The organism is Pseudomonas sp. OA65 (assembly GCF_017498305.1).
GTDB classification, from domain to species: Bacteria; Pseudomonadota; Gammaproteobacteria; order Pseudomonadales; family Pseudomonadaceae; genus Aquipseudomonas; species Aquipseudomonas zanjanensis.
Genome location: NZ_JAGDEZ010000024.1, coordinates 1 through 18,390 on the forward strand (window position 1 = coordinate 1; position 18,390 = coordinate 18,390).

Below are 18,390 nucleotides of genomic sequence, written 5' to 3' on the forward strand. Positions count from 1 at the left end.
TAGATTCTGGGCAACCACATTTTCCGTGGAAATTGAACCTATTCGCTATCGTGCAGCCTTGACCTGGAATTTGTTTTAGAAAATCAAGTGCTTGCGTTCTGTTTGATAGGAGCTTGCTCCCGCTGGGGCGCGAAGCGCCCCCAAAAAAGACACCCGAATTGATCTGATCAAACTCGGGCGCCTTGTTTACGACGGCTTCGCCGCCGAGCGGGAGCAAGCTCCCTCGCCACAGGGAATACAGCACAACAATTATTGCGGGTCTTCACGCACCTGCACGCTCGCCGTCATCCCGGCGCTCAGGTTCACCCCTTCCGGCACCTTGTCCAATTTGATCCGCACCGGAATCCGCTGGGCCAGGCGCACCCAGTTGAAGGTCGGCTCGACCTCCGCCAGCAACTGCGCATCGGGGTTGGTGTTGCGGTCGGTAATGCCGCGGCTGATGCTTTCGACATGCCCCTCCAGCGCATGACCGGCACTCATCAGCCAGACCTTGACCGGATCGCCCACACGAATCCTGGGCAATTTGGTCTCTTCGAAATAGGCCTGCACATAGAACGTCGAATCGTCGATCAGCGCCATCACCGGCTGCCCGGCATTCACGTAGTTGCCTTCGGCCAGGCGCAGGTTGGTGATGTGGCCGCTGCGGGGGGCCAGGACCTGGCTGCGGGCCAGGTTGAGTTCGGCCACCTTGGCCTCGGCCTGGGCTTCGCGCAATTCACCGCGGGCGATGCCCGCGTTGATCTGGGCGTTTTCCCGCAGTTCGGCACTGATGGCCTGGGGACCCAGGGCGGCGCGGCGACTGGCTTCATGTTCACGCAGACTCAACTGCTGCTGGCGTGTCTGGACCACGGCCCGGGCCTTCTCCAGCGCCGCTTCGAAACGCTCGCGATCAATGCTCAACAGCAAGTCGCCAGCCTTGACCTGCTGGTTATCCACTGCCTTGAGCTCGCGCACCCACCCCGACACATCGGGGGCAATCACCACCACGTCGGCGCGGATCCGCGCATCGCGGGTCCAGGGTGTGAGCATGTAGTACTGCCACAGGTGAAAGCCGGCGAAGATCGCCACGGCCACCATGCACAGCGTGACGGCAACACGTACGGATGTACGCATGTTCAACTCCTATAGCGGCCCGAGGACCACGGTAATAACAGTCAGGACACAGACATACAGGGCGCAGTCGAACAAGGCTTCATGCCAGATCCAGCGCCCGGCCGGCACCAGGCTGAGCAACAGGCGCAACGCACCCGTCACCAGCAAGGCCAGCACCACATAAATCAGGAACGGGCTGAGCAACACCCCGCCGATCGACCACTCACGCAAGCCCATGGCTGTGCTCCCGTCGTTCCGGTTCGTGCTGGCGGCACCAGGCGCGCCAGCTGTTTTGCAATTGCACCACCGCGCCTTGGGCCAGCTTCAGTGCGTCACCGGGCGGCTGGGCAGACAACACGTTCAGAAACTCGGCGCTCGCCGGGGCCAGCGCATCGGCCTGGTCACCGGCCGGGCCGCGTTCGAGCACCTGCTCCAACGCTTCGAAATAACGGCGCTGCGCCCGGGTATCGGGCACTTGGGCGACGGCCAGGCTCAGGCGCAAATGCAGCAACTCATCGCCAATGTCCAAGCCAAGCAAACCATCATCCCAACGGCTGCGCGCCTGCACCGGCAATTCAGGGTAATGCCGCGCCAGCTGCAACAGCCGGTCGGCCATGCGTCCACCGAACCAGCTCTCGGCGCCACGCAGGCTGCGATGGGTCAGGCGCACCAGATCGTGGAGAGTCGCCGCCAGCAGGCGGCGGCTGTGCCAGGCCGGGTTGCGCAAAATCAGCAGATTGAAAGCCAGCACCGCCGCGCCCACGCCGATCATCATCGCCTGGGCGTTGTTGAAGAATGCCGCGACGTCGTATTTCATCGCATTGAGCGGCGAAATCAGCACCACGAAATGCAAGCAGAACGACGTCGCCGTGGCGAATATCTGCGGCTTAGCCATGCCCAATGCCCCGAAAAACAACGGCACACCCATGGCCATGCACAGCATTGCGAAACTGCTCCATTGCGGGAGTATGAGTTCGCCGATCACGAAGGCCGTGGGCACGGCCAACAGGATGCCCCGCAGAAAACTCATGCCGATCTGCGCGCCGTTTTCGCGACTGGCGAACAGGCTGCACACCACGCACGTCAGCAGCATCGCACCCGATGCGGCGGGCCAAGCGGTCGCCAACCAGAAACAGGCAACGGCCAGGAACGCCAGGGCGCTGCGAGCACCGAAGACGATGGCCAGGGACAGATCGCGATGGGGCGTCAAGGTGCGAGGCGGATCCGCCGCTTCCCTGCCCTCCTGCACCGCCGTCAAGGCGGCGCACGCGGCGAGGGCGGTATCGAGCAACAAGGCGAAGCGGGCCAGGCAGTAACTTTGCGCCGCGCTGAACTGCGGGTCGTGGGACGCATCCCAGACCCTCGGGCGCAAGGCTTGCAGAGTCGCACTGTCGGCGTCGAGGGCTAGCTGTACCTCGTTCATCCATGGCTGGAGGGCCTGCGCCTCCTCGGGATCGAGCTGCTTCCACTGCCGGCGCACCGAGCGTGAAAGGCGCAACAGCATCAGCAACTTCTGGCTCAAACCGCTGATGGCCCGGGCGCGCTGCCGGCCACGGCTGCCTTCGAACCAGGCGTGTTCACGCTGGGCATCCACCGCGACAATCCTGCCCAGGATTTCCAGCAATCCTTTGCGGGCCTGGGCATCGCCGGCCAGGGTCGCACGGGCGGCCTGCATGCCGCTTTGCCACGCCGCCAGGGCCTGACCGGCCAATTGCCGCTCGACCCGCAACGGCCAGAGCAAGGCGCTGGCCGCCGTGGCGCAGACGATGCCCAGGCTGATCTCGGTGCAACGCGCCACCGCCTGGTCGAACACGCCCAGCGGATGGGAAATGGCCGGCAAGGCAATGATCGCCACCGTGTAGCCGGCCAACACGAATGAATACGACCAGGCACTGCGCAGCAGCGTCGAACACGCTGTGCACAACCCCAGCCAGAGCGCCAAGGCCAGCAGAAACAACCAGGGCGCCTGGGCGAACAGGCCCATGAACACCACCGACATGACGGTGCCCACCAATGTACCGAGCAAGCGCGCCAAGCCCTTCTGCACCACCATCCCGGACAAGGGCTGGGCGACGATGAACGCGGTCATCAGCGCCCACGACGGCTGCTCCAGCCCCAAGCGCAAGGCCAGCCACAACGCCAACCCACCGCCGAGCACGGTCTTGATGGCGAACTGTAAGGCGAGGCGGTCGGGGGCGAACAAGGCCTGGATAGTAATGGGCACGCGGAAAACTCTTTGGGGGACGCCAGTAACAATAGATGCAATGCGAGGGGATGGGCGATGGAATTATTAGCTAGCTACCTATTGGAGTCCAGAGCTGTTTGTGGATGGATTCAACAACACACTTTTTCTGTTTGATGCTGAATGAGTTGAAATGCCATCGACCTAACTCTCCCTGACCTTGTGGCGAGGGGATTTATCCCCGCTGGGCTGCGAAGCGGGCCCAAAAACAATGGGGCCGCTACGCGACCCAGCGGGGATAAATCCCCTCGCCACAACAGCGTTCACCTTCAACCTGAGTCGTCACACACAAAAAAACGCCAGCATGCTGGCGTTTTTTGTGTGTGACGGGGTGTTTAGCTCGCGCGCGCCTGGTTACGCAGCGCCTTGACCTGGTCATGGTTGCGTTGCACACCGTGATACTGACGCTCCACAAGGTCACGGATGCCCACCAGGTTGTGTTTGTTGATCTTCTCGATGGCTTCCTTGTACGCCTTCAGCGCATGGTCTTCGCCGCGCTCGGCTTCGTTCAACACGGCTTCTTCATCCTTGCCGGTGAACATGGATTTTACATCCACCCAGCGACGGTGCAGGTCACCGGCCACGCTGGTGGAAGTTTCCGGATCGCCACCCAGGGAGCGAACCGCCGCCTGCAGTTCGGCCGCAGCCGTTGCGCAATCGGCGGCACGTTGAACGAACAGCGACTTGAGTTGCGGATGCTTGATGTCTTCAGCACAGGTCTTGAAGCCTTCCTGGCCATCCTTGCTGGTCTCGATCAGGTCGTTCAAGACGGAGATGGATTCTTTGTTGATGTCAGTCATTTTTCAGTTCCTTTGCTGGTGAATAAAAAACCTGCAAGGGATATTGCATCGGCCATGCCAGCCATCAGTATTAATAAAAACGTTTAAAAATCAATAGGTTAATAATAAACAACAAATCTGTATCCGCGCGATTTGCATGATCTGTCATTTGGCCTGCATGCAGAATGCCTGTATTTTCGAAAGAGGTTTGAATCAAGACAATTGCCATGAATCCGGAAAAGCTCGAATTGCTCGTCACGCGTCAAATGCCCTTCGGAAAATACAAGGGCCGAATCCTCGCCGACCTGCCGGGTCAATACCTGAACTGGTTCGCTCGCGAGGGTTTCCCTCACGGTGAACTCGGCGGTTTGCTGGCCTTGATGCAGGAAATCGACCACAACGGCTTGTCCGACCTGCTGGACCCGCTGCGCGCCAAACATGGCCTACCCAAACCTCGCCATTGACTGACTGAGACCCGCCATGCCCGAGAACACGCTGCGCGCCCACGATGAAGCTTTCTGGCGAACCTTCGTCGATCGCTATGACGTCGACCCCACCGGGCCGCTCAATCTGGAAAACGGCTACTTCGGGCGCATGTCCCGCACCGTGGTGGAGGAATACCAGCGCAACATCGAACTCATCAACCGTGGCAACTCCGTGTACGTACGCCAGCAGTTCGACCAGGAGCACGGCGAAGCCATTCGGCGACAGGTGGCTCGGCTGATCCACGCCTCCCCCCAGAGCGTGACGTTGGCCAACAGCGCGGTGGATGCCCTGCAAACCTTGATTCGCAACTACAACGGCCTCAAGCCGGGCGATCAAGTGCTGATCTGCGACGTGGAATATGCCTCGGTCAAGAGCGCCATGCGCTGGCTCGCCCGCCAGCGTGGCGTGGAAGTGATCGAAATTGTCCACCAGCACCCCGCCAGCTTCGAAAGCCTGGTGGGCACTTATCGCGAAGCGTTCATTCGCTACCCGCGCCTCAAGTTGATGGCGCTGACCTACGTCAACCACCTCACCGGTTTGGTGATGCCGGTCCAGGCCATTGCCGAGAGCGCCCGGGAATTTGCCGTCGATATCATCCTCGACGGTGCCCACGCCCTGGGCCAGATCGATTTCGACCTGAAGAAGCTCGGAATCGAATTCGCCGGATTCAACCTGCAGAAGTGGATCGGCGGCCCGCTCTCCCAGGGCTTCCTGTACATCGCCCCGCAGCGGTTGGCCGACATCGATCCGGACATGGACGAAAACAGCTACCCCGCCACCGACGTCCGCTCTCGCACGCCCCACAGCACGCCGAACATCCCGGCTTTGCTCACCCTGCCCCTGGTCTTCGAAGAACATCGGGCCCTGGGGGGTGCCTTGGCCAAGGGCGCGCGTCTCTGTTACCTGCGCGACTTGTGGGTGAACGCCGTGCGCGATGTGCCGGACATCGAAGTCATGACTCCGGATGACCGGCGCCTCTATTGCGGCATCACGGCGATGCGCTTCACCGCCCACACCAATCAACAAGCGATGGCCGACCGACTGCTTAATGAGCACGGGATCTTCACGGTGGTGCGCCCTACCAGCGTCGGGCCGTGCATCCGCATTACCCCGGGGTTGATTACCTTGGCGAGTGATATTGAGCGGTTGACCCAAGCACTTATTCACCTGAGCCGTACCTAGATCCCTTGTGGCGAGGGAGCTTGCTCCCTTGCCACAGGAAATCTATGCTGGCATAAAAACCCAGGCAAAAAAAAACGGTGCGCCGACCAAGCGCACCGTAAAACCGTAGAACACCCAACGAGGTTCGGTAAAACAATCAGTCAAGCAACGCCAAGGCCTCGGCGGTGCATTCCTGAATGCGGGCCCAGTCGCCGTTCTTGATCCACTCCGGATCGAGCATCCAGCTACCGCCCACGCACATCACGTTTTTCAACGCCATGTAGCTCTTGATGTTGGCCGGGCTCACGCCGCCGGTCGGGCAGAATTTCACTTCGCCGAACGGGCCGCCCAAGGCCTTGATGGCCGCGACGCCGCCGCTGACTTCGGCCGGGAACAGTTTGAAGCGGCGATAGCCCAGGCCGTAGCCTTCCATGATGCCCGAGGCGTTGCTGATCCCTGGCAGCAACGGGATAGGGCTGTAGACGCTGGCTTCGAGCAGATCACGGGTGATGCCCGGGGTGACGATGAACTGGGAACCGGCCGCCTCGGCGGCCTCCAGCATGTGGCGGTCGAGCACCGTGCCGGCGCCGGTTACCAGTTCCGGACGCTGCTCGCGCAGCACCTGGATGGCCTTGAGGCCGTATTGGGAACGCAGCGTCACTTCCAGCGCCGTCAGGCCGCCAGCGGCCAGGGCATCGGCCAGCGGCAGGATGTCCTGTTCACGGGCGATGGTGATCACCGGCAGGATCCGCGCCTTGGCACAGAGACTGTCGATCAGGGCAACTTTGTCCGCCATGGAAACGGTCGGGGATGGGTTTTTCATAGCGGCTGATCCTTGGTTCATGGGCACCAGTAAATCTCTAGCGTAGGTTGCAAAAACGCGCGGATCGGCATTTCGGCGACGTCGTCACCGGCCACCGCAGCGTTCAAGGTGGTCAACTTCGATTGACCGGAAATCGACAGCACTTTGTGTTGCGCCGAAGCCAGCAAGGCGCGGCTCATAGTCAGGCGTTGGTGCGGCACGGTCGGCGCCAGCATCGGCCAGCAGCGGCGTGCGCCATTGGCGTCCAGCGCTTGGGCCAGGTTCGGACTGTCGGGGAACAGCGAGGCGGTGTGCCCGTCATCGCCCATGCCCAGTACCAACACGTCGATGGGTGGCAGCTCGGCCAGCAAACGGTCCGCCTGTTCGGCAGCCGCTTCCAGGTTGGCGCTGGCGCTGTAGAGGCTCAGGAACTGGGCCTTGGCCGCCGCGCCTTGCAACAGGTAACGCTTGAGCAGGCCGGCGTTGCTGTCGGCGTGTTCAACCGGTACCCAGCGCTCGTCGGCCAGGCTGACCACCACTTTGGACCAGTCCAGCGCCTGCTTGGCCAGGTGCTGGAAAAACGCCACCGGGCTGCGGCCACCGGAGACCACCAGGGTCGCCGCACCGCGCGCGTCGATTGCGTTGCGCAACTGCTCGGCCACCTTCAGCGCCAGGCCTTCGGCCAGCAGCACCGGATTCTTGAATGCATGGGCGCTGACGCCCTGCGGCAGTTTCACATCAGATATCGCCATACCACGACCTCCCATCCCGCGTGATCAGTGCAATGGAGCTCATCGGCCCCCACGACCCGGCCGCATACGGCTTGGGCGCATCGCCGGATTTCTTCCACCCGGCGATCAACTGGTCACACCACGTCCACGCGGCTTCAATTTCATCTTTACGGACAAACAGGTTCTGATTGCCGTTCATGACTTCCAGCAACAACCGCTCGTAGGCATCGGGAATCCGTGCGCTGCGATAGGTGTCGGAGAAGTTGAGTTGCAGCGGACCACTGCGCAATTGCATGCCCTTGTCCAGGCCTTGCTCCTTGGTCATCACCCGCAAGGAAATCCCTTCGTCCGGTTGCAGGCGGATGATCAGCTTGTTGCTGATCTGCAAGCGCTGCTCGGGGGCGAAGATGTAGTGGGACGGTTCCTTGAAGTGGATGACGATCTGCGACAGCTTCTGCGGCATGCGCTTGCCGGTACGCAGGTAAAACGGCACCCCGGCCCAACGCCAGTTGCGGATGTCGGCGCGCAGGGCGACGAACGTCTCGGTGTCGCTCTGGGTGTTGGAATTGGGTTCTTCGAGGTAGCCAGGCACCGCCTTGCCTTCGCTGTGGCCGGCGATGTACTGGCCGCGCACCACCTGGGTGGTCAGGCCTTCCGGGCTGATCGGTGCCAAGGCCTTGAGCACCTTGACCTTCTCGTCGCGGATGCTGTCGGCGGACAAGTCGGCCGGAGGGTCCATCGCGATCAGGCACAACAGCTGGAGCAGGTGATTCTGGATCATGTCCCGCAGTTGACCGGCCTTGTCGAAATAGCCCCAGCGGCCCTCGATACCGACCTTCTCGGCCACGGTGATTTCCACGTGGGAGATGTAGTTCTGGTTCCACTGGGTCTCGAACAGGCTGTTGGCGAACCGCAACGCAATCAGGTTCTGGACCGTCTCTTTGCCCAGGTAATGGTCGATGCGGTAGGTGCGGTTTTCCGGGAAGAACTGCGCCACGGCGTCGTTGACCTTGCGCGACGACTCCAGGTCCGAGCCAATCGGTTTTTCCAGCACGACACGGGTGTTTTCGCTCAAGCCGACCTTCGCCAAGTTCTCGCAGATCGCCCCATACACTGCCGCCGGGGTGGCGAAATAGGCAATGACCTGCTGGGTAGAACCGGCCGCTTCGGCCAGGGCGACGTAATCGTCGGCCTTGAGGAAATCCACATGCAGATAGGTCAAACGTGCCAGGAAGCGCTCGAGTACGGCTTCGTCCAGGTCTTTTTCGCCGACATAACGGCGCAGCTCGGCGGCGATGAATGCCAGGTGCTGCTGCTCGCCGCCGGGTTCACGGGCCAGCGCAATGATCCGTGTGTCCTCGTGCAACAACTGAGCGCCATCGAGTTGATACAGGGCAGGAAAAAGCTTGCGCAAGGCCAGATCGCCCAGCGCGCCGAACAAGGCAAAGGTGCACGGTTCAACCGTAATCGAAGGCATGATGTTTGTTCTTTTATCAAGTTAAACTACAAATACCTTTTTTCAAGGTATCACTCAAGGAAAAATGTAGTAATAACCACAACATTTTTCGAAAATACCGATTCCGAGTGGTGGTCCGCCGGAGCCATCAGTAGGATAGGCCACCGCAAAGGGTCGTATCAAAGACCCGTCTTCCTAGGAATCTTGTATGGACCGCGTGCGAAATCTACTGGAACAGATCCAGAGTCGCCTTGAAGACCTGAACAAGGCCGAACGCAAGGTGGCTGAGATCATCCTGCAAAATCCGCAGCAGGCGACCCGCTTCAGCATCGCCGCCCTCGCCCAGGCGGCTTCGGTCAGCGAGCCGACCGTCAACCGCTTCTGCCGCTCGTTCGGCGTCAGCGGCTACCCGGAACTCAAGCTGCAATTGGCCCAGAGCCTGGCCAGCGGCGCCGCTTATGTCAGCCGCGCAGTGGAAGCCGATGACAACCCGGAAGCCTATACCCGCAAGATTTTTGGCAGCGCCATTGCCTCATTGGACAGCGCCTGCCAGGCCCTTGATCCCAATTTGATCAGCCGCGCCGTGGACCTGCTGATCCAGGCTCGGCAAATCCACTTCTTCGGCCTCGGCGCCTCCGCCCCGGTGGCCCTGGACGCCCAGCACAAGTTTTTTCGCTTCAACCTGGCGGTGACCGCCCACGCCGACGTGCTGATGCAGCGCATGATCGCGTCGGTGGCCCATACCGGCGAACTGTTCGTGATCATTTCCTACACCGGCCGCACCCGCGAGCTGGTGGAAGTGGCGCGCATCGCCCGGGAAAACGGCGCCTCGGTGCTGGGCCTGACCGCCGAAGGCTCGCCGCTGGCCAAGGCCAGCACCCTGAGCCTGAATATCCCCCTGCCCGAAGACACGGACATCTACATGCCGATGACCTCGCGGATCATCCAGCTCACCGTGCTGGACGTGCTCGCCACCGGCATGACCCTGCGTCGGGGCGTGGACTTCCAGCCGCACCTGCGCAAGATCAAGGAAAGCCTGAATGCCAGCCGGTATCCGGTGGGGGATGAGTTCAACTGATTCGGTTCAGAATCTTCTTTGCCTGATCGTCCGTCTTCGCGAGCAAGCCCGCTCCCACAGTAGCTCTTCACTGGACAGATGACTTGTGTTCGAAGCAGATCCATTGTGGGAGCGAGCCTGCTCGCGATGAGGCCAGCAGCCCCACACACTTGAGCTAAGCCCCTACCCACGCCTGCAAACTCAAATGCGCCCGCTCCCCCGGCGCCAGGCACAGGCTGTCGGTGCCGCCACTGGCCGCTTCGACACAGACGAATTCACTGACCTCATCCCAACTCACCCCCAACAGCGGCCGGGTGCCGGGATGCCAGACCACGGTGTCGGCGCTATCACCGGTATCGATGCACAATTCGCGCTGCCAGGCGTGGTCCTTGAGCTGCAATTCGCCTTCATGCTGGAACACTCGCTGGCAGCCGCCCTCGACCCGTAACTCGCCTTCCTGCTGACAGACCGCACGGCTCAACTGGTCGTAACCTTGGGCGCCTTCGAGCCCAGACAGCGCTACCTCGCCGACATCGCCAATACGCCAGTAAGCGTGCAAAGCCTGGCTCAACTGGCACGGCAGGCTGTCCTGGTGCTCGGTGCTCAAGCGCAGCTCCATGCGTTCACCCAAGTCTGCATGCAGGTCCACTTGCCAGTCGCACAGTTGCAGCTGCCAGTGCAAATGCACGCCCTCTTCATCACTGCGGCTGTCCAGCAGTTTCCAATCGATCAGCCGTGCCCAACCGTGGGACGGCCAGGCGTTTTCGCTGGGATGACGGCCATACCACGGCCAGCACACCGGCACCCCGCCGCGTATCGCCCCCACTTGCGGCCACTTGGACGCGCACCACAACCAAGGTTTCTGGCCGCGCGGCTGGAAGTGCAGCAACTGCGCGCCCTGGCGACTGAACACCGCCTGGCACAACGGGTGATCGATCACCAGCACATCGCGCTGCCGATAGCGCTCCCACGCGAATACCGGGCGCTCGCGCAAGGATCTGAAAAAGCGTTGTAGCGGATGCTCATGCATGGGCCGCGGTCCTGGAAATCATTGAACTGCTCATCTGTTTGCAACGCTTGTTGCGGCGAGGGGATTTATCTGTGGGAGCAAAGCTTGCTCGCGATACAGACGCCTCGCTTCCCTGGGAGACCGCGTTGTCTTCATCGCGGGCAAGCCTTGCTCCCACAGGTTCTGCGCGCAACCAAACGCGCTCCGCAAAAAAAAGCGGACAGCCTTGGCCGTCCGCAAATATGCGCACATAGAGAGGAGCTTATCGCAACAGCGTTAGAACACCGACTGAATTTTCAGGCCGGCCACCAGCGCGTTGTCGACTTCATCCACACCACCTGGGTGAGTGATGTATTGCAGGTTCGGACGCACGGTCAGCCAGTTGGTCACGTGGAAACCGTAGTTGATCTCGTAGTTGTACTCAGTGCTACGCAGTGGCGCGAACAGCGGATCATCGTAGTCGGTGACACCGTTGGCGGCGTTGACCAGCTCGGAGTTTTTCTTCACGTCTTCGTTGACATGGATACGCGAGAAACCGATGCCGACATCGTCTTTTGGACGTGCATCGAACGGCCCCTTGTACACGAACATCAAAGACTGGTAGTTGTCGACGACGTTGGTTTCCTTGTCATGGAAAGTCGCGTTGGCCGCGATGTTCAGGCCGCGCGAAGCATCACCGTTGTGGCTGGTGAGCTGTTGTTGCACGACGAGCCAGTAGCCGTCCTTGCTGCTGTGGCTGCGATAGGCGTTGCCGGTGGTCGCGGCGTCGTTGCCATCCTCGTCTTCACGGACGTCATCGGCCTTGGCTGTACTTTTGTAGTAACCAACACGGTATTCACCCGGCAGGTTATTGATCTTCGGCGACCAGACCAACTCGACCGGAATCAGGGTACCCTTGGTACCGCTGCCGCTGAGCTTGTAGCGGTTGTTGTTTTCCAGTTGCGAAGGGTTCTGGTTGTAGGCACCAATTTGCGCATAGAGCTCAGGCGTGAGGTTGTATTTGACGCGAATCGCCGCCTGCATGATCGGCCAGTTGTACCAGATGCCGGTCGCCCAGTTACCCGCTTGGGAACCGCAGAACGCCAGGTTCTGGAATTCGCACGGGAAGGTATTGAAGTCTTCGCCTTCACCGAAATAACCGGCTTTGACATCCAGTTTGCTGTCGAAGTATTTCTGCTTGATCCACAACTGGGTCAGACGCGTGGTTTGCCCACGGCCCCAGACTTCCTGGGAAGAACTGAGGGTACCGGCGCGTGGATCACCGATGCGGTCGTTGGAGATGTTGCGACCGTCACGTCGGGTGAACTGGATCTTGGCTTCCGTATCACCCCAGCCTGCCAGTTTTTCCAGGTCGAGCGCGACGCCCAGGCCAAACTGCTGGGACCAGCGCGCGGTCTTGTCATCGTTGTAGCCGCCGTGGAGGTTGGCACCCATCTCACCGACGAAATCCGCCTTGATATCGATACCTTGCTCGATCAGCTTGGTCCGTTCACCGCCCCAGTCGCCCGTCATCCACTTCGAGTCGGCGCTGAACGCGTCGGCTGCGTGTGCGCTACCGGCCAGCATCATCGCCGCAACGGCTGATAACTGGCAGATACGCTGGGCGTTTTTTTGCTTTTTCATCCCTACATCCTCGTCTTTATTTATTGTTATTAACTGTTTTTATCTAACGCGGTTTACAACGATTGCGGCGGATGTCCCCACCCACCGCATACTCCTTCCTGTGGGAGAGAACTTGTGTGGGAGCTGAGCTTGCTCCTCAAGCGCCCTCCCACACTCGTTCTTCACCGGCCTTTGAACTGCGCCACGTTCGCCGTTCGGGCATCGGTTTGCGGCTGACCGGCCACACCCAGGCGTTCGCCGGACTGGGCGTCGAACAGCAGCACTTTCGACGGATCGAATTGCAGCGTCAGGGTCTCCCCGACTTGCGGCGCCACGTCCGGCGCCAGGCGGCAGCAGACCTTGGTGTCGTTGAGGTTGACGAATACCAGGGTGTCCGGCCCGGTAGGCTCGGTGACCTGGACTTCCGCGCGAATGGACGGCAGGCCATTGGGCTCGCTGCCTGCCAGCACGATTTGTTCCGGGCGCATGCCGAGGATGACTTCGCGGTCTTCCAGGCCGGCGTCCTGCATGCCCAGCGGCAGCTCGCAACGGGCCTGGCCGCTGTCGAGCAGTGCCAGCAGGCGACCGTCCTTGCGTTGCAGGCGCAGCGGGATGAAGTTCATCGGCGGCGAACCGATGAAGCTCGCCACGAACAGGTTGGCCGGGTTGGTGTAGATGTCTTTCGGCGTGCCGAACTGCTGGATGATCCCGTCCTTCATCACCGCCACTTTGTCGCCCAGGGTCATGGCTTCGATCTGGTCGTGGGTCACGTAGACCGTGGTGGTCTTCAGGCGCTGGTGCATCAACTTCATTTCAGTGCGCATCTCGACCCGCAGCTTGGCGTCGAGGTTGGACAGCGGTTCGTCGAACAGGTAGATCTTCGGCCGCCGCGCCAGGGCCCGGCCCATGGCCACGCGCTGTTGCTGGCCGCCGGAAAGCTGGCCAGGCTTGCGATTGAGCAGGTGCTCGATCTGTAGCAACTTGGCCACGCGGTTCACTTCTTCGTCGATGTCCGACTGTTTCATCTTGCGGATCTTCAAGCCGAACTCGATGTTCTCGCGCACGCTCATGGTCGGGTACAGCGCGTAGGACTGGAACACCATGGCGATGTCGCGATCTTTCGGGCTCATGCCGCTGACATCCTGGTCACCGATCATGATCGCGCCGCCAGTGATGGTCTCCAGGCCGGCGATGCAGTTCATCAGCGTCGACTTGCCGCAGCCCGAAGGGCCGACGAGGATCAGGAACTCACCGTCCTTGATCGACAACTCGATGTTCTTCAGGGTGTCCGGCAGGCCGGCACCATAGGTCTTGTTTACATTGCGAAGTTCAAGCGTTGCCATGATTACCCCTTGACTGCGCCGGCCGTCAGGCCGCGCACGAAATACTTGCCTGCCACCACATAGACCAGCAGGGTCGGCAGCCCGGCGATCATCGCCGCCGCCATATCCACGTTGTATTCCTTGGCCCCGGTACTGGTGTTGACCAAGTTGTTCAGCGCCACGGTGATGGGTTGCGAATCACCGCTGGAGAACACCACGCCAAACAGGAAGTCGTTCCAGATCTGCGTGAACTGCCAGATCAGGCAGACCATGATGATCGGGGTGGACATCGGCAGGATGATCCGCCGGAAAATGGTGAAGAACCCCGCACCGTCCAGCCGCGCCGCTTTCACCAGTGCATCGGGAATGCTGACGTAGTAGTTGCGGAAGAACAGCGTGGTGAATGCCAGGCCGTAGACCACATGCACGAACACCAAACCGGTGGTGGTACTGGCCAGGCCCATCTTGCCGAGGGTGAACGAGGCCGGCAGCAGGACGGTCTGGAACGGCAGGAAGCAACCGAACAGCAACAGGCCGAAGAACAGCTGCGAACCGCGGAAGCGCCACATCGACAACACGTAGCCATTCAAGGCACCGATGGCGGTAGAGATCAGCACCGCCGGGACGGTGATTTTGATCGAGTTCCAGAAGTAGCCGTCGACCGTGGCCCAGGCCTTGACCCAACCGATGCCGCTGACCACGGTCGGCCAGCTCAGCAGGTTGCCGGTGCTGATGTCTTCCGGCGTCTTGAAGCTGGTCAACAGCATGACCACCAACGGCACCAGGTAAAGCAGTACGGCGAGGATCAGCACCGCGTAGATTGCGATGCGACTCAGGCTGATGGAAGGTTTGGCAGCGAGACTAGTCATGACGCTTGGTCCTCAGCTCGGAGTACAGGTAAGGCACGATGATCGCGAGGATCGCACCGAGCATCAGGATTGCACTGGCCGAGCCCATGCCCATCTGGCCGCGACTGAAGGTGAACGAATACATGAACATGGCCGGCAGGTCGGAGGAATAACCCGGGCCACCAGCGGTCATCGCCGCCACCAGGTCGAAGCTCTTGATCGCGATGTGCGCCAGGATCATCACGGCGCTGAAGAACACCGGGCGCAGGCTCGGCAGCACCACTTTCCAGTAGATGCGCGGCATACTTGCGCCATCGATCTGCGCGGCACGGATGATCGATTGATCGACACCCCGCAGGCCGGCCAGGAACATCGCCATGATGAAACCCGAGGCTTGCCACACCGCCGCGATCACCAGGCAGTACACCACGCGGTCCGGGTCGATCAGCCAATCCAGGCGGAAGCCTTCCCAGCCCCAGTCACGCAACAATTTGTCCAGGCCCATGCCCGGGTTGAGCAGCCATTTCCAGGCCGTACCGGTGACGATCATCGACAGCGCCATCGGGTACAGGTAAATGGTGCGGATAAAACCTTCGCGACGAATGCGCTGGTCGAGGAACACGGCCAGCAGCACACCGATCACCAGGGTGATGCCAATGAACAGGCCGCCGAACAGCGCCAGGTTCTTGCTCGCCACCCACCAGCGGTCGTTGTCCATCAGCCGCGCATACTGCGCCAGGCCTGCCCATTTGTAGTTCGGCAGGAACGTCGAAGTGGTGAACGACAGGACGAACGTCCACAAGATATAGCCATAGAAGCCCACCAGAACGATGAACATGCTCGGCGCCAGCACCAATTTTGGTAGCCAGCGCTGCAATGCATCGAACGGCGAGGCCTTGCTGAACACAGCAACAGAACTCATGGGAAGATCCAAAACAAAGAATAAGGACTAAGAGCAGCTACAAGCTACAAGCTGCAAGCTAAAGCAGTGCCCACTTGCAGCTTGCAGCTCGTAGCTTGCCGCTTTACTTGGCCGACTGAACCGCTGCGCCCAATTTCTTGGCGGCATCGGCCGGGTCGGCTTTCGGGTCGTTGATGTAGTTGGTCACCACATCGAAGAACGCACCCTGCACGGCCAGCGTGGTCGCCATGTTGTGCGCCATGCTCGGCTGCAAGCCGCCGGACTTGGCGTCCGTCAGGAAGTCCTTGGCCGCGGTCTGGGCGCAGGAATCGAAGCCGTACTTGGCCATGTCGCCCAGCATGTCGTTACGCACCGGGATCGAGCCCTTGTTGATGCTGAAGACTTTCTGGAAGTTCTCACCCAGCACGACCTTGGCGATATCCTGCTGGCCCGCCGCAGTGCCTGCGTCCTTCTGCTTGAACACCGCCAGGGAGTCGATGTTGTAGGTGAAGGCCTTTTCGGTGCCCGGGAAGGCGACGCACTCGTAGTCCTTGCCGGCGACTTTCTTCGCGGCGGTCCACTCGCTCTTGGCCCAGTCACCCATGATCTGCATGCCGGCCTTGCCGTTGATGACCTTGGCCGCTTCGAGGTTCCAGTCCTGGCCCTTGCCGTCGGCGTCCATGTAGGTCGCGACTTTCTTCAGCTCGGTCAGCGCCTTGACCATTTCCGGACCGGTCAGCGCCTTGTTATCCAGGTCGACCAGGGCCTTCTTGTAGCCTTCGGCCCCCATGACCGAAAGCACTACGGCTTCGAACACGGTGCTGTCCTGCCAAGGCTGGCCGCCGTGGGCGAGCGCGATAAAACCTGCCGCCTTGAGCTTGTCGCCGGCCGCGTAGAATTCTTCGAGGGTGGTTGGGTTTTTGGTGATGCCGGCTTTCTTGAAGACTTCCGGATTGATCCACAGCCAGTTGACGCGGTGGATGTTCACCGGCACGGCGACGTAGTCACCTTCGTACTTCACGGTATCGGAGACTTTCTTGTCGAGCAGGCTGTCCCACTTCTCGGCCTTGGCGACGTCCTCGAGGATGTCGGTGTCGAGCAGCCCGGTGGATGCCCACTCCTGGATGTCCGGGCCCTTGATCTGGGCGACACCCGGTGGGTTGCCGGCCACGGCACGGCTCTTGAGTACGGTCATGGCAGTGGAACCACCACCGCCGGCGACAGCGCCGTCCTTCCAGGTAAAGCCGTCTTTTTCTACCTGGGCCTTGAGCACATCGACCGCGGCTTTTTCGCCACCCGACGTCCACCAGTGGACGACTTCCACGGAACCTTTGGATTCGGCGGCAAGGGTGGTGACGGGAAATGCTGCGACGGGAAGCAGGGAAGCAAGAGAAATGACAGTAGCGAGGCGAGAAATCGCATTCATCTAGAATTACCTTTCTTGTTGTTATGCATGCAAGTCTGGAGCTTGCGCTGCATGGATTCTAATCAGAGGGAATCCCTTCGCAGGTAACGAAGGGACGTGCAAATGTCACGACATGGTTACACAGGCGCAGGGCTGGATAACCGCGCCAGGGCTGACGCCATGCTCGGTGCCAGGGGCAGGCGGGGAATCAGGACTGCCTGCCAGGCGTGATACAGGTCCGGCTTGCCCGGCCAGATATCGGCGCTGGGGCGGTTTTGCGGATCGAGTTCGTGATGCCAACTGCCGTTGCAGCGATCGATGAAATACTTGTCACAGAACTCCCAGAAACGCCGATACCAGGCTTCGTATTTCGCCTCGTCGGTGCGCTTGAGCAAGGCGCTGGCCGCGGCCGCCGCTTCGGCGTGGACCCAATGCAGGCGGTGGCGAACCACGGCGCGGTTGTCCCAGTCCAGGGTGTAGACAATGCCCGGCGCACCATCGACGTCCCAGCCGTGGCGGCAGTTCTGGTCGAAGAGTTTTTGCGCGTCCTGGGCCAGCCAACCCGGGGTCAGCATGCCGATCTGCACCCGCGCCGCTTCAAGGTGCAGCAACAACCGCGCCCATTCGAAACCGTGACCGGGCGTGGTGCCATAAGGGCGGAAGCCATCGGCAGGGTTGTCCTGGTTGTAGTCGCGCAGTGGCTGCCAATGGCGGTCGAAATGTTCCACCACCAAATAATCGTTGGCGGCGGCATGCTCATGGATCACCCGTTCGACGATGCGCAGGGCGCGGGCCAGCCAACGCGGATCGTCGGTGGCATCGGCCAGGGCCAGGAAGGCTTCGGTGGCGTGCATGTTGCTGTTGGCGCCGCGATAAGCCTCTTCCTCGCGCCAGTCGCGGTTGAAGGATTCGCGCAGCGCGCCCTCCTCCTCGCACCAGAAATGTTCGTCGATGATCCGCACCGCTTCGTCCAGCAACGCCGGCGCACCGGGACGCTGGGCCACCACTGCGGAACTGGCCGCCAGGGCGACGAAGGCATGCAGGTAGGCCGCCTTGCCAGCGCCGTCTTCATCAGGCCGCGTCGTGGCGAACCAGCCACCGTGCTCGGCATCGCGCAAGGGGCCGTTGAGGGCCTGGATACCGTGGTCCACCAGCTCGGCGAAACCCGGCAAGCCCTGGATGTGGGCCATGGCGAAGCTGTGGGTCATGCGCGCGGTGTTCATGGTTTCAGCCCGGGCATCGGTCGGCAGGCGCCCAAGCTCATCCAGGTTGCCAAAGCCGTCCGGCAGCTTCGAGGCCTTGGCGAACGCCAGCAGCCGCACGCCTTCATCGGCGAGCCATTGCTGGTGGGCAGGGGCGTTCAGCCAACTGCTGAAGGCCGGTTGGAAGGTGTCCATCGGGGTACCTTTTTTGTTGTTTTGACGCAGGGAGTCTAAACAAGGGAGGGCGGGTGGCAGGTAACGAAAGGGGCGAGTTATGTCACCGACTTGTGACATT

At 61.0% G+C, this 18,390-nt stretch carries 17 protein-coding genes; 3 read left to right on the forward strand and 14 right to left on the reverse strand.

Translation table 11 applies throughout. The features are described 5' to 3' along the window. Nucleotides 1-249 precede the first annotated feature (249 nt). The 4 genes from J3361_RS19355 to J3361_RS19370 all read right to left on the reverse strand — a co-directional run bounded on the left by J3361_RS19355 (nucleotide 250) and on the right by J3361_RS19370 (nucleotide 4,134). Entirely contained in the window at nucleotides 250-1,113 is an 864-nt protein-coding gene (locus tag J3361_RS19355; protein ID WP_186730491.1) for an HlyD family secretion protein, read from the reverse strand. 9 nt (nucleotides 1,114-1,122) lie between these two features. Then, complete coding sequence (locus J3361_RS19360) at nucleotides 1,123-1,329, reverse strand: DUF1656 domain-containing protein (RefSeq protein WP_003198565.1); 207 nt, start codon at nucleotides 1,327-1,329, stop codon at nucleotides 1,123-1,125. After that, nucleotides 1,316-3,316, reverse strand: a complete 2,001-nt coding sequence (locus J3361_RS19365) for an FUSC family protein (protein WP_207965931.1) — start codon at nucleotides 3,314-3,316, stop codon at nucleotides 1,316-1,318. Before J3361_RS19365 ends, J3361_RS19360 begins: the two co-directional genes overlap by 14 nt. A gap of 353 nt (nucleotides 3,317-3,669) precedes the next feature. Continuing rightward, a complete protein-coding gene (locus J3361_RS19370; RefSeq protein ID WP_207965932.1) occupies nucleotides 3,670-4,134 on the reverse strand; it encodes a PA2169 family four-helix-bundle protein in 465 nt (154 codons plus the stop codon). Between the two features lie 206 nt (nucleotides 4,135-4,340). Between J3361_RS19370 and J3361_RS19375 the strand changes: the two genes are divergently transcribed. Together J3361_RS19375 and J3361_RS19380 are read left to right on the forward strand one after the other, a co-directional pair. After that, nucleotides 4,341-4,577 (forward strand): DUF3820 family protein, encoded by a 237-nt coding sequence (locus J3361_RS19375; protein WP_060738861.1) that lies wholly within the window; start codon nucleotides 4,341-4,343, stop codon nucleotides 4,575-4,577. A gap of 16 nt (nucleotides 4,578-4,593) precedes the next feature. After that, a complete protein-coding gene (locus J3361_RS19380) occupies nucleotides 4,594-5,781 on the forward strand; it encodes an aminotransferase class V-fold PLP-dependent enzyme (protein ID WP_207965933.1) in 1,188 nt (395 codons plus the stop codon). Between the two features lie 136 nt (nucleotides 5,782-5,917). Here J3361_RS19380 and J3361_RS19385 read toward each other — a convergent pair whose 3' ends face one another. The 3 genes from J3361_RS19385 to zwf are packed head-to-tail and all read right to left on the reverse strand — an operon-like array spanning nucleotide 5,918 to nucleotide 8,770. After that, entirely contained in the window at nucleotides 5,918-6,583 is a 666-nt protein-coding gene (locus J3361_RS19385; RefSeq protein ID WP_207965934.1) for a bifunctional 4-hydroxy-2-oxoglutarate aldolase/2-dehydro-3-deoxy-phosphogluconate aldolase, read from the reverse strand. Nucleotides 6,584-6,600: 17 nt separating this feature from the next. Further along, on the reverse strand, nucleotides 6,601-7,314 hold the full coding sequence (pgl, locus tag J3361_RS19390; RefSeq protein WP_207965935.1) for a 6-phosphogluconolactonase: 714 nt from the start codon (nucleotides 7,312-7,314) through the stop codon (nucleotides 6,601-6,603). Beyond that, on the reverse strand, nucleotides 7,301-8,770 hold the full coding sequence (gene zwf, locus J3361_RS19395) for a glucose-6-phosphate dehydrogenase (RefSeq protein WP_192262247.1): 1,470 nt from the start codon (nucleotides 8,768-8,770) through the stop codon (nucleotides 7,301-7,303). Before zwf ends, pgl begins: the two co-directional genes overlap by 14 nt. A 196-nt stretch (nucleotides 8,771-8,966) precedes the next feature. Here zwf and J3361_RS19400 point away from each other — a divergent pair, with 196 nt between their 5' ends. Then, on the forward strand, nucleotides 8,967-9,827 hold the full coding sequence (locus J3361_RS19400) for a MurR/RpiR family transcriptional regulator (protein WP_207965988.1): 861 nt from the start codon (nucleotides 8,967-8,969) through the stop codon (nucleotides 9,825-9,827). Between the two features lie 154 nt (nucleotides 9,828-9,981). Here the strand turns inward: J3361_RS19400 and J3361_RS19405 are convergent, their stop codons facing one another. The 7 genes from J3361_RS19405 to J3361_RS19435 form a co-directional block, all read right to left on the reverse strand. Further along, nucleotides 9,982-10,836 carry a D-hexose-6-phosphate mutarotase gene (locus tag J3361_RS19405; protein ID WP_207965936.1) on the reverse strand — a complete coding sequence of 285 codons (855 nt, stop codon included), beginning with the start codon at nucleotides 10,834-10,836 and terminating at the stop codon, nucleotides 9,982-9,984. Nucleotides 10,837-11,091: 255 nt separating this feature from the next. Continuing rightward, entirely contained in the window at nucleotides 11,092-12,438 is a 1,347-nt protein-coding gene (locus J3361_RS19410) for a carbohydrate porin (protein WP_207965937.1), read from the reverse strand. A gap of 161 nt (nucleotides 12,439-12,599) precedes the next feature. Beyond that, nucleotides 12,600-13,760 carry a sn-glycerol-3-phosphate ABC transporter ATP-binding protein UgpC gene (gene ugpC, locus J3361_RS19415; protein WP_207965938.1) on the reverse strand — a complete coding sequence of 387 codons (1,161 nt, stop codon included), beginning with the start codon at nucleotides 13,758-13,760 and terminating at the stop codon, nucleotides 12,600-12,602. Between the two features lie 2 nt (nucleotides 13,761-13,762). Further along, complete coding sequence (locus J3361_RS19420; protein WP_003198539.1) at nucleotides 13,763-14,608, reverse strand: carbohydrate ABC transporter permease; 846 nt, start codon at nucleotides 14,606-14,608, stop codon at nucleotides 13,763-13,765. Continuing rightward, nucleotides 14,601-15,509, reverse strand: coding sequence for a sugar ABC transporter permease (locus tag J3361_RS19425; protein ID WP_003198535.1), 909 nt, complete (start codon nucleotides 15,507-15,509; stop codon nucleotides 14,601-14,603). Before J3361_RS19425 ends, J3361_RS19420 begins: the two co-directional genes overlap by 8 nt. A 103-nt stretch (nucleotides 15,510-15,612) precedes the next feature. After that, a complete protein-coding gene (locus J3361_RS19430; RefSeq protein ID WP_207965939.1) occupies nucleotides 15,613-16,914 on the reverse strand; it encodes an ABC transporter substrate-binding protein in 1,302 nt (433 codons plus the stop codon). A gap of 116 nt (nucleotides 16,915-17,030) precedes the next feature. Next, nucleotides 17,031-18,290, reverse strand: a complete 1,260-nt coding sequence (locus J3361_RS19435) for an AGE family epimerase/isomerase (protein ID WP_207965940.1) — start codon at nucleotides 18,288-18,290, stop codon at nucleotides 17,031-17,033. Nucleotides 18,291-18,390: the final 100 nt, after the last annotated feature.

Excerpts from the sequence above, each read along its gene's own strand:
- J3361_RS19355 (WP_186730491.1), bottom strand. The coding sequence starts at position 1,113 with ATGCGTACATCCGTACGTGTTGCCGTCACGCTGTGCATGGTGGCCGTG.
- J3361_RS19360 (WP_003198565.1), bottom strand. The coding sequence starts at position 1,329 with ATGGGCTTGCGTGAGTGGTCGATCGGCGGGGTGTTGCTCAGCCCGTTC.
- J3361_RS19370 (WP_207965932.1), bottom strand. The coding sequence starts at position 4,134 with ATGACTGACATCAACAAAGAATCCATCTCCGTCTTGAACGACCTGATC.
- J3361_RS19375 (WP_060738861.1), top strand. The coding sequence starts at position 4,341 with ATGAATCCGGAAAAGCTCGAATTGCTCGTCACGCGTCAAATGCCCTTC.
- J3361_RS19380 (WP_207965933.1), top strand. The coding sequence starts at position 4,594 with ATGCCCGAGAACACGCTGCGCGCCCACGATGAAGCTTTCTGGCGAACC.
- J3361_RS19385 (WP_207965934.1), bottom strand. The coding sequence starts at position 6,583 with ATGAAAAACCCATCCCCGACCGTTTCCATGGCGGACAAAGTTGCCCTG.
- pgl (WP_207965935.1), bottom strand. The coding sequence starts at position 7,314 with ATGGCGATATCTGATGTGAAACTGCCGCAGGGCGTCAGCGCCCATGCA.
- zwf (WP_192262247.1), bottom strand. The coding sequence starts at position 8,770 with ATGCCTTCGATTACGGTTGAACCGTGCACCTTTGCCTTGTTCGGCGCG.
- J3361_RS19405 (WP_207965936.1), bottom strand. The coding sequence starts at position 10,836 with ATGCATGAGCATCCGCTACAACGCTTTTTCAGATCCTTGCGCGAGCGC.
- J3361_RS19410 (WP_207965937.1), bottom strand. The coding sequence starts at position 12,438 with ATGAAAAAGCAAAAAAACGCCCAGCGTATCTGCCAGTTATCAGCCGTT.
- ugpC (WP_207965938.1), bottom strand. The coding sequence starts at position 13,760 with ATGGCAACGCTTGAACTTCGCAATGTAAACAAGACCTATGGTGCCGGC.
- J3361_RS19420 (WP_003198539.1), bottom strand. The coding sequence starts at position 14,608 with ATGACTAGTCTCGCTGCCAAACCTTCCATCAGCCTGAGTCGCATCGCA.
- J3361_RS19425 (WP_003198535.1), bottom strand. The coding sequence starts at position 15,509 with ATGAGTTCTGTTGCTGTGTTCAGCAAGGCCTCGCCGTTCGATGCATTG.
- J3361_RS19430 (WP_207965939.1), bottom strand. The coding sequence starts at position 16,914 with ATGAATGCGATTTCTCGCCTCGCTACTGTCATTTCTCTTGCTTCCCTG.
- J3361_RS19435 (WP_207965940.1), bottom strand. The coding sequence starts at position 18,290 with ATGGACACCTTCCAACCGGCCTTCAGCAGTTGGCTGAACGCCCCTGCC.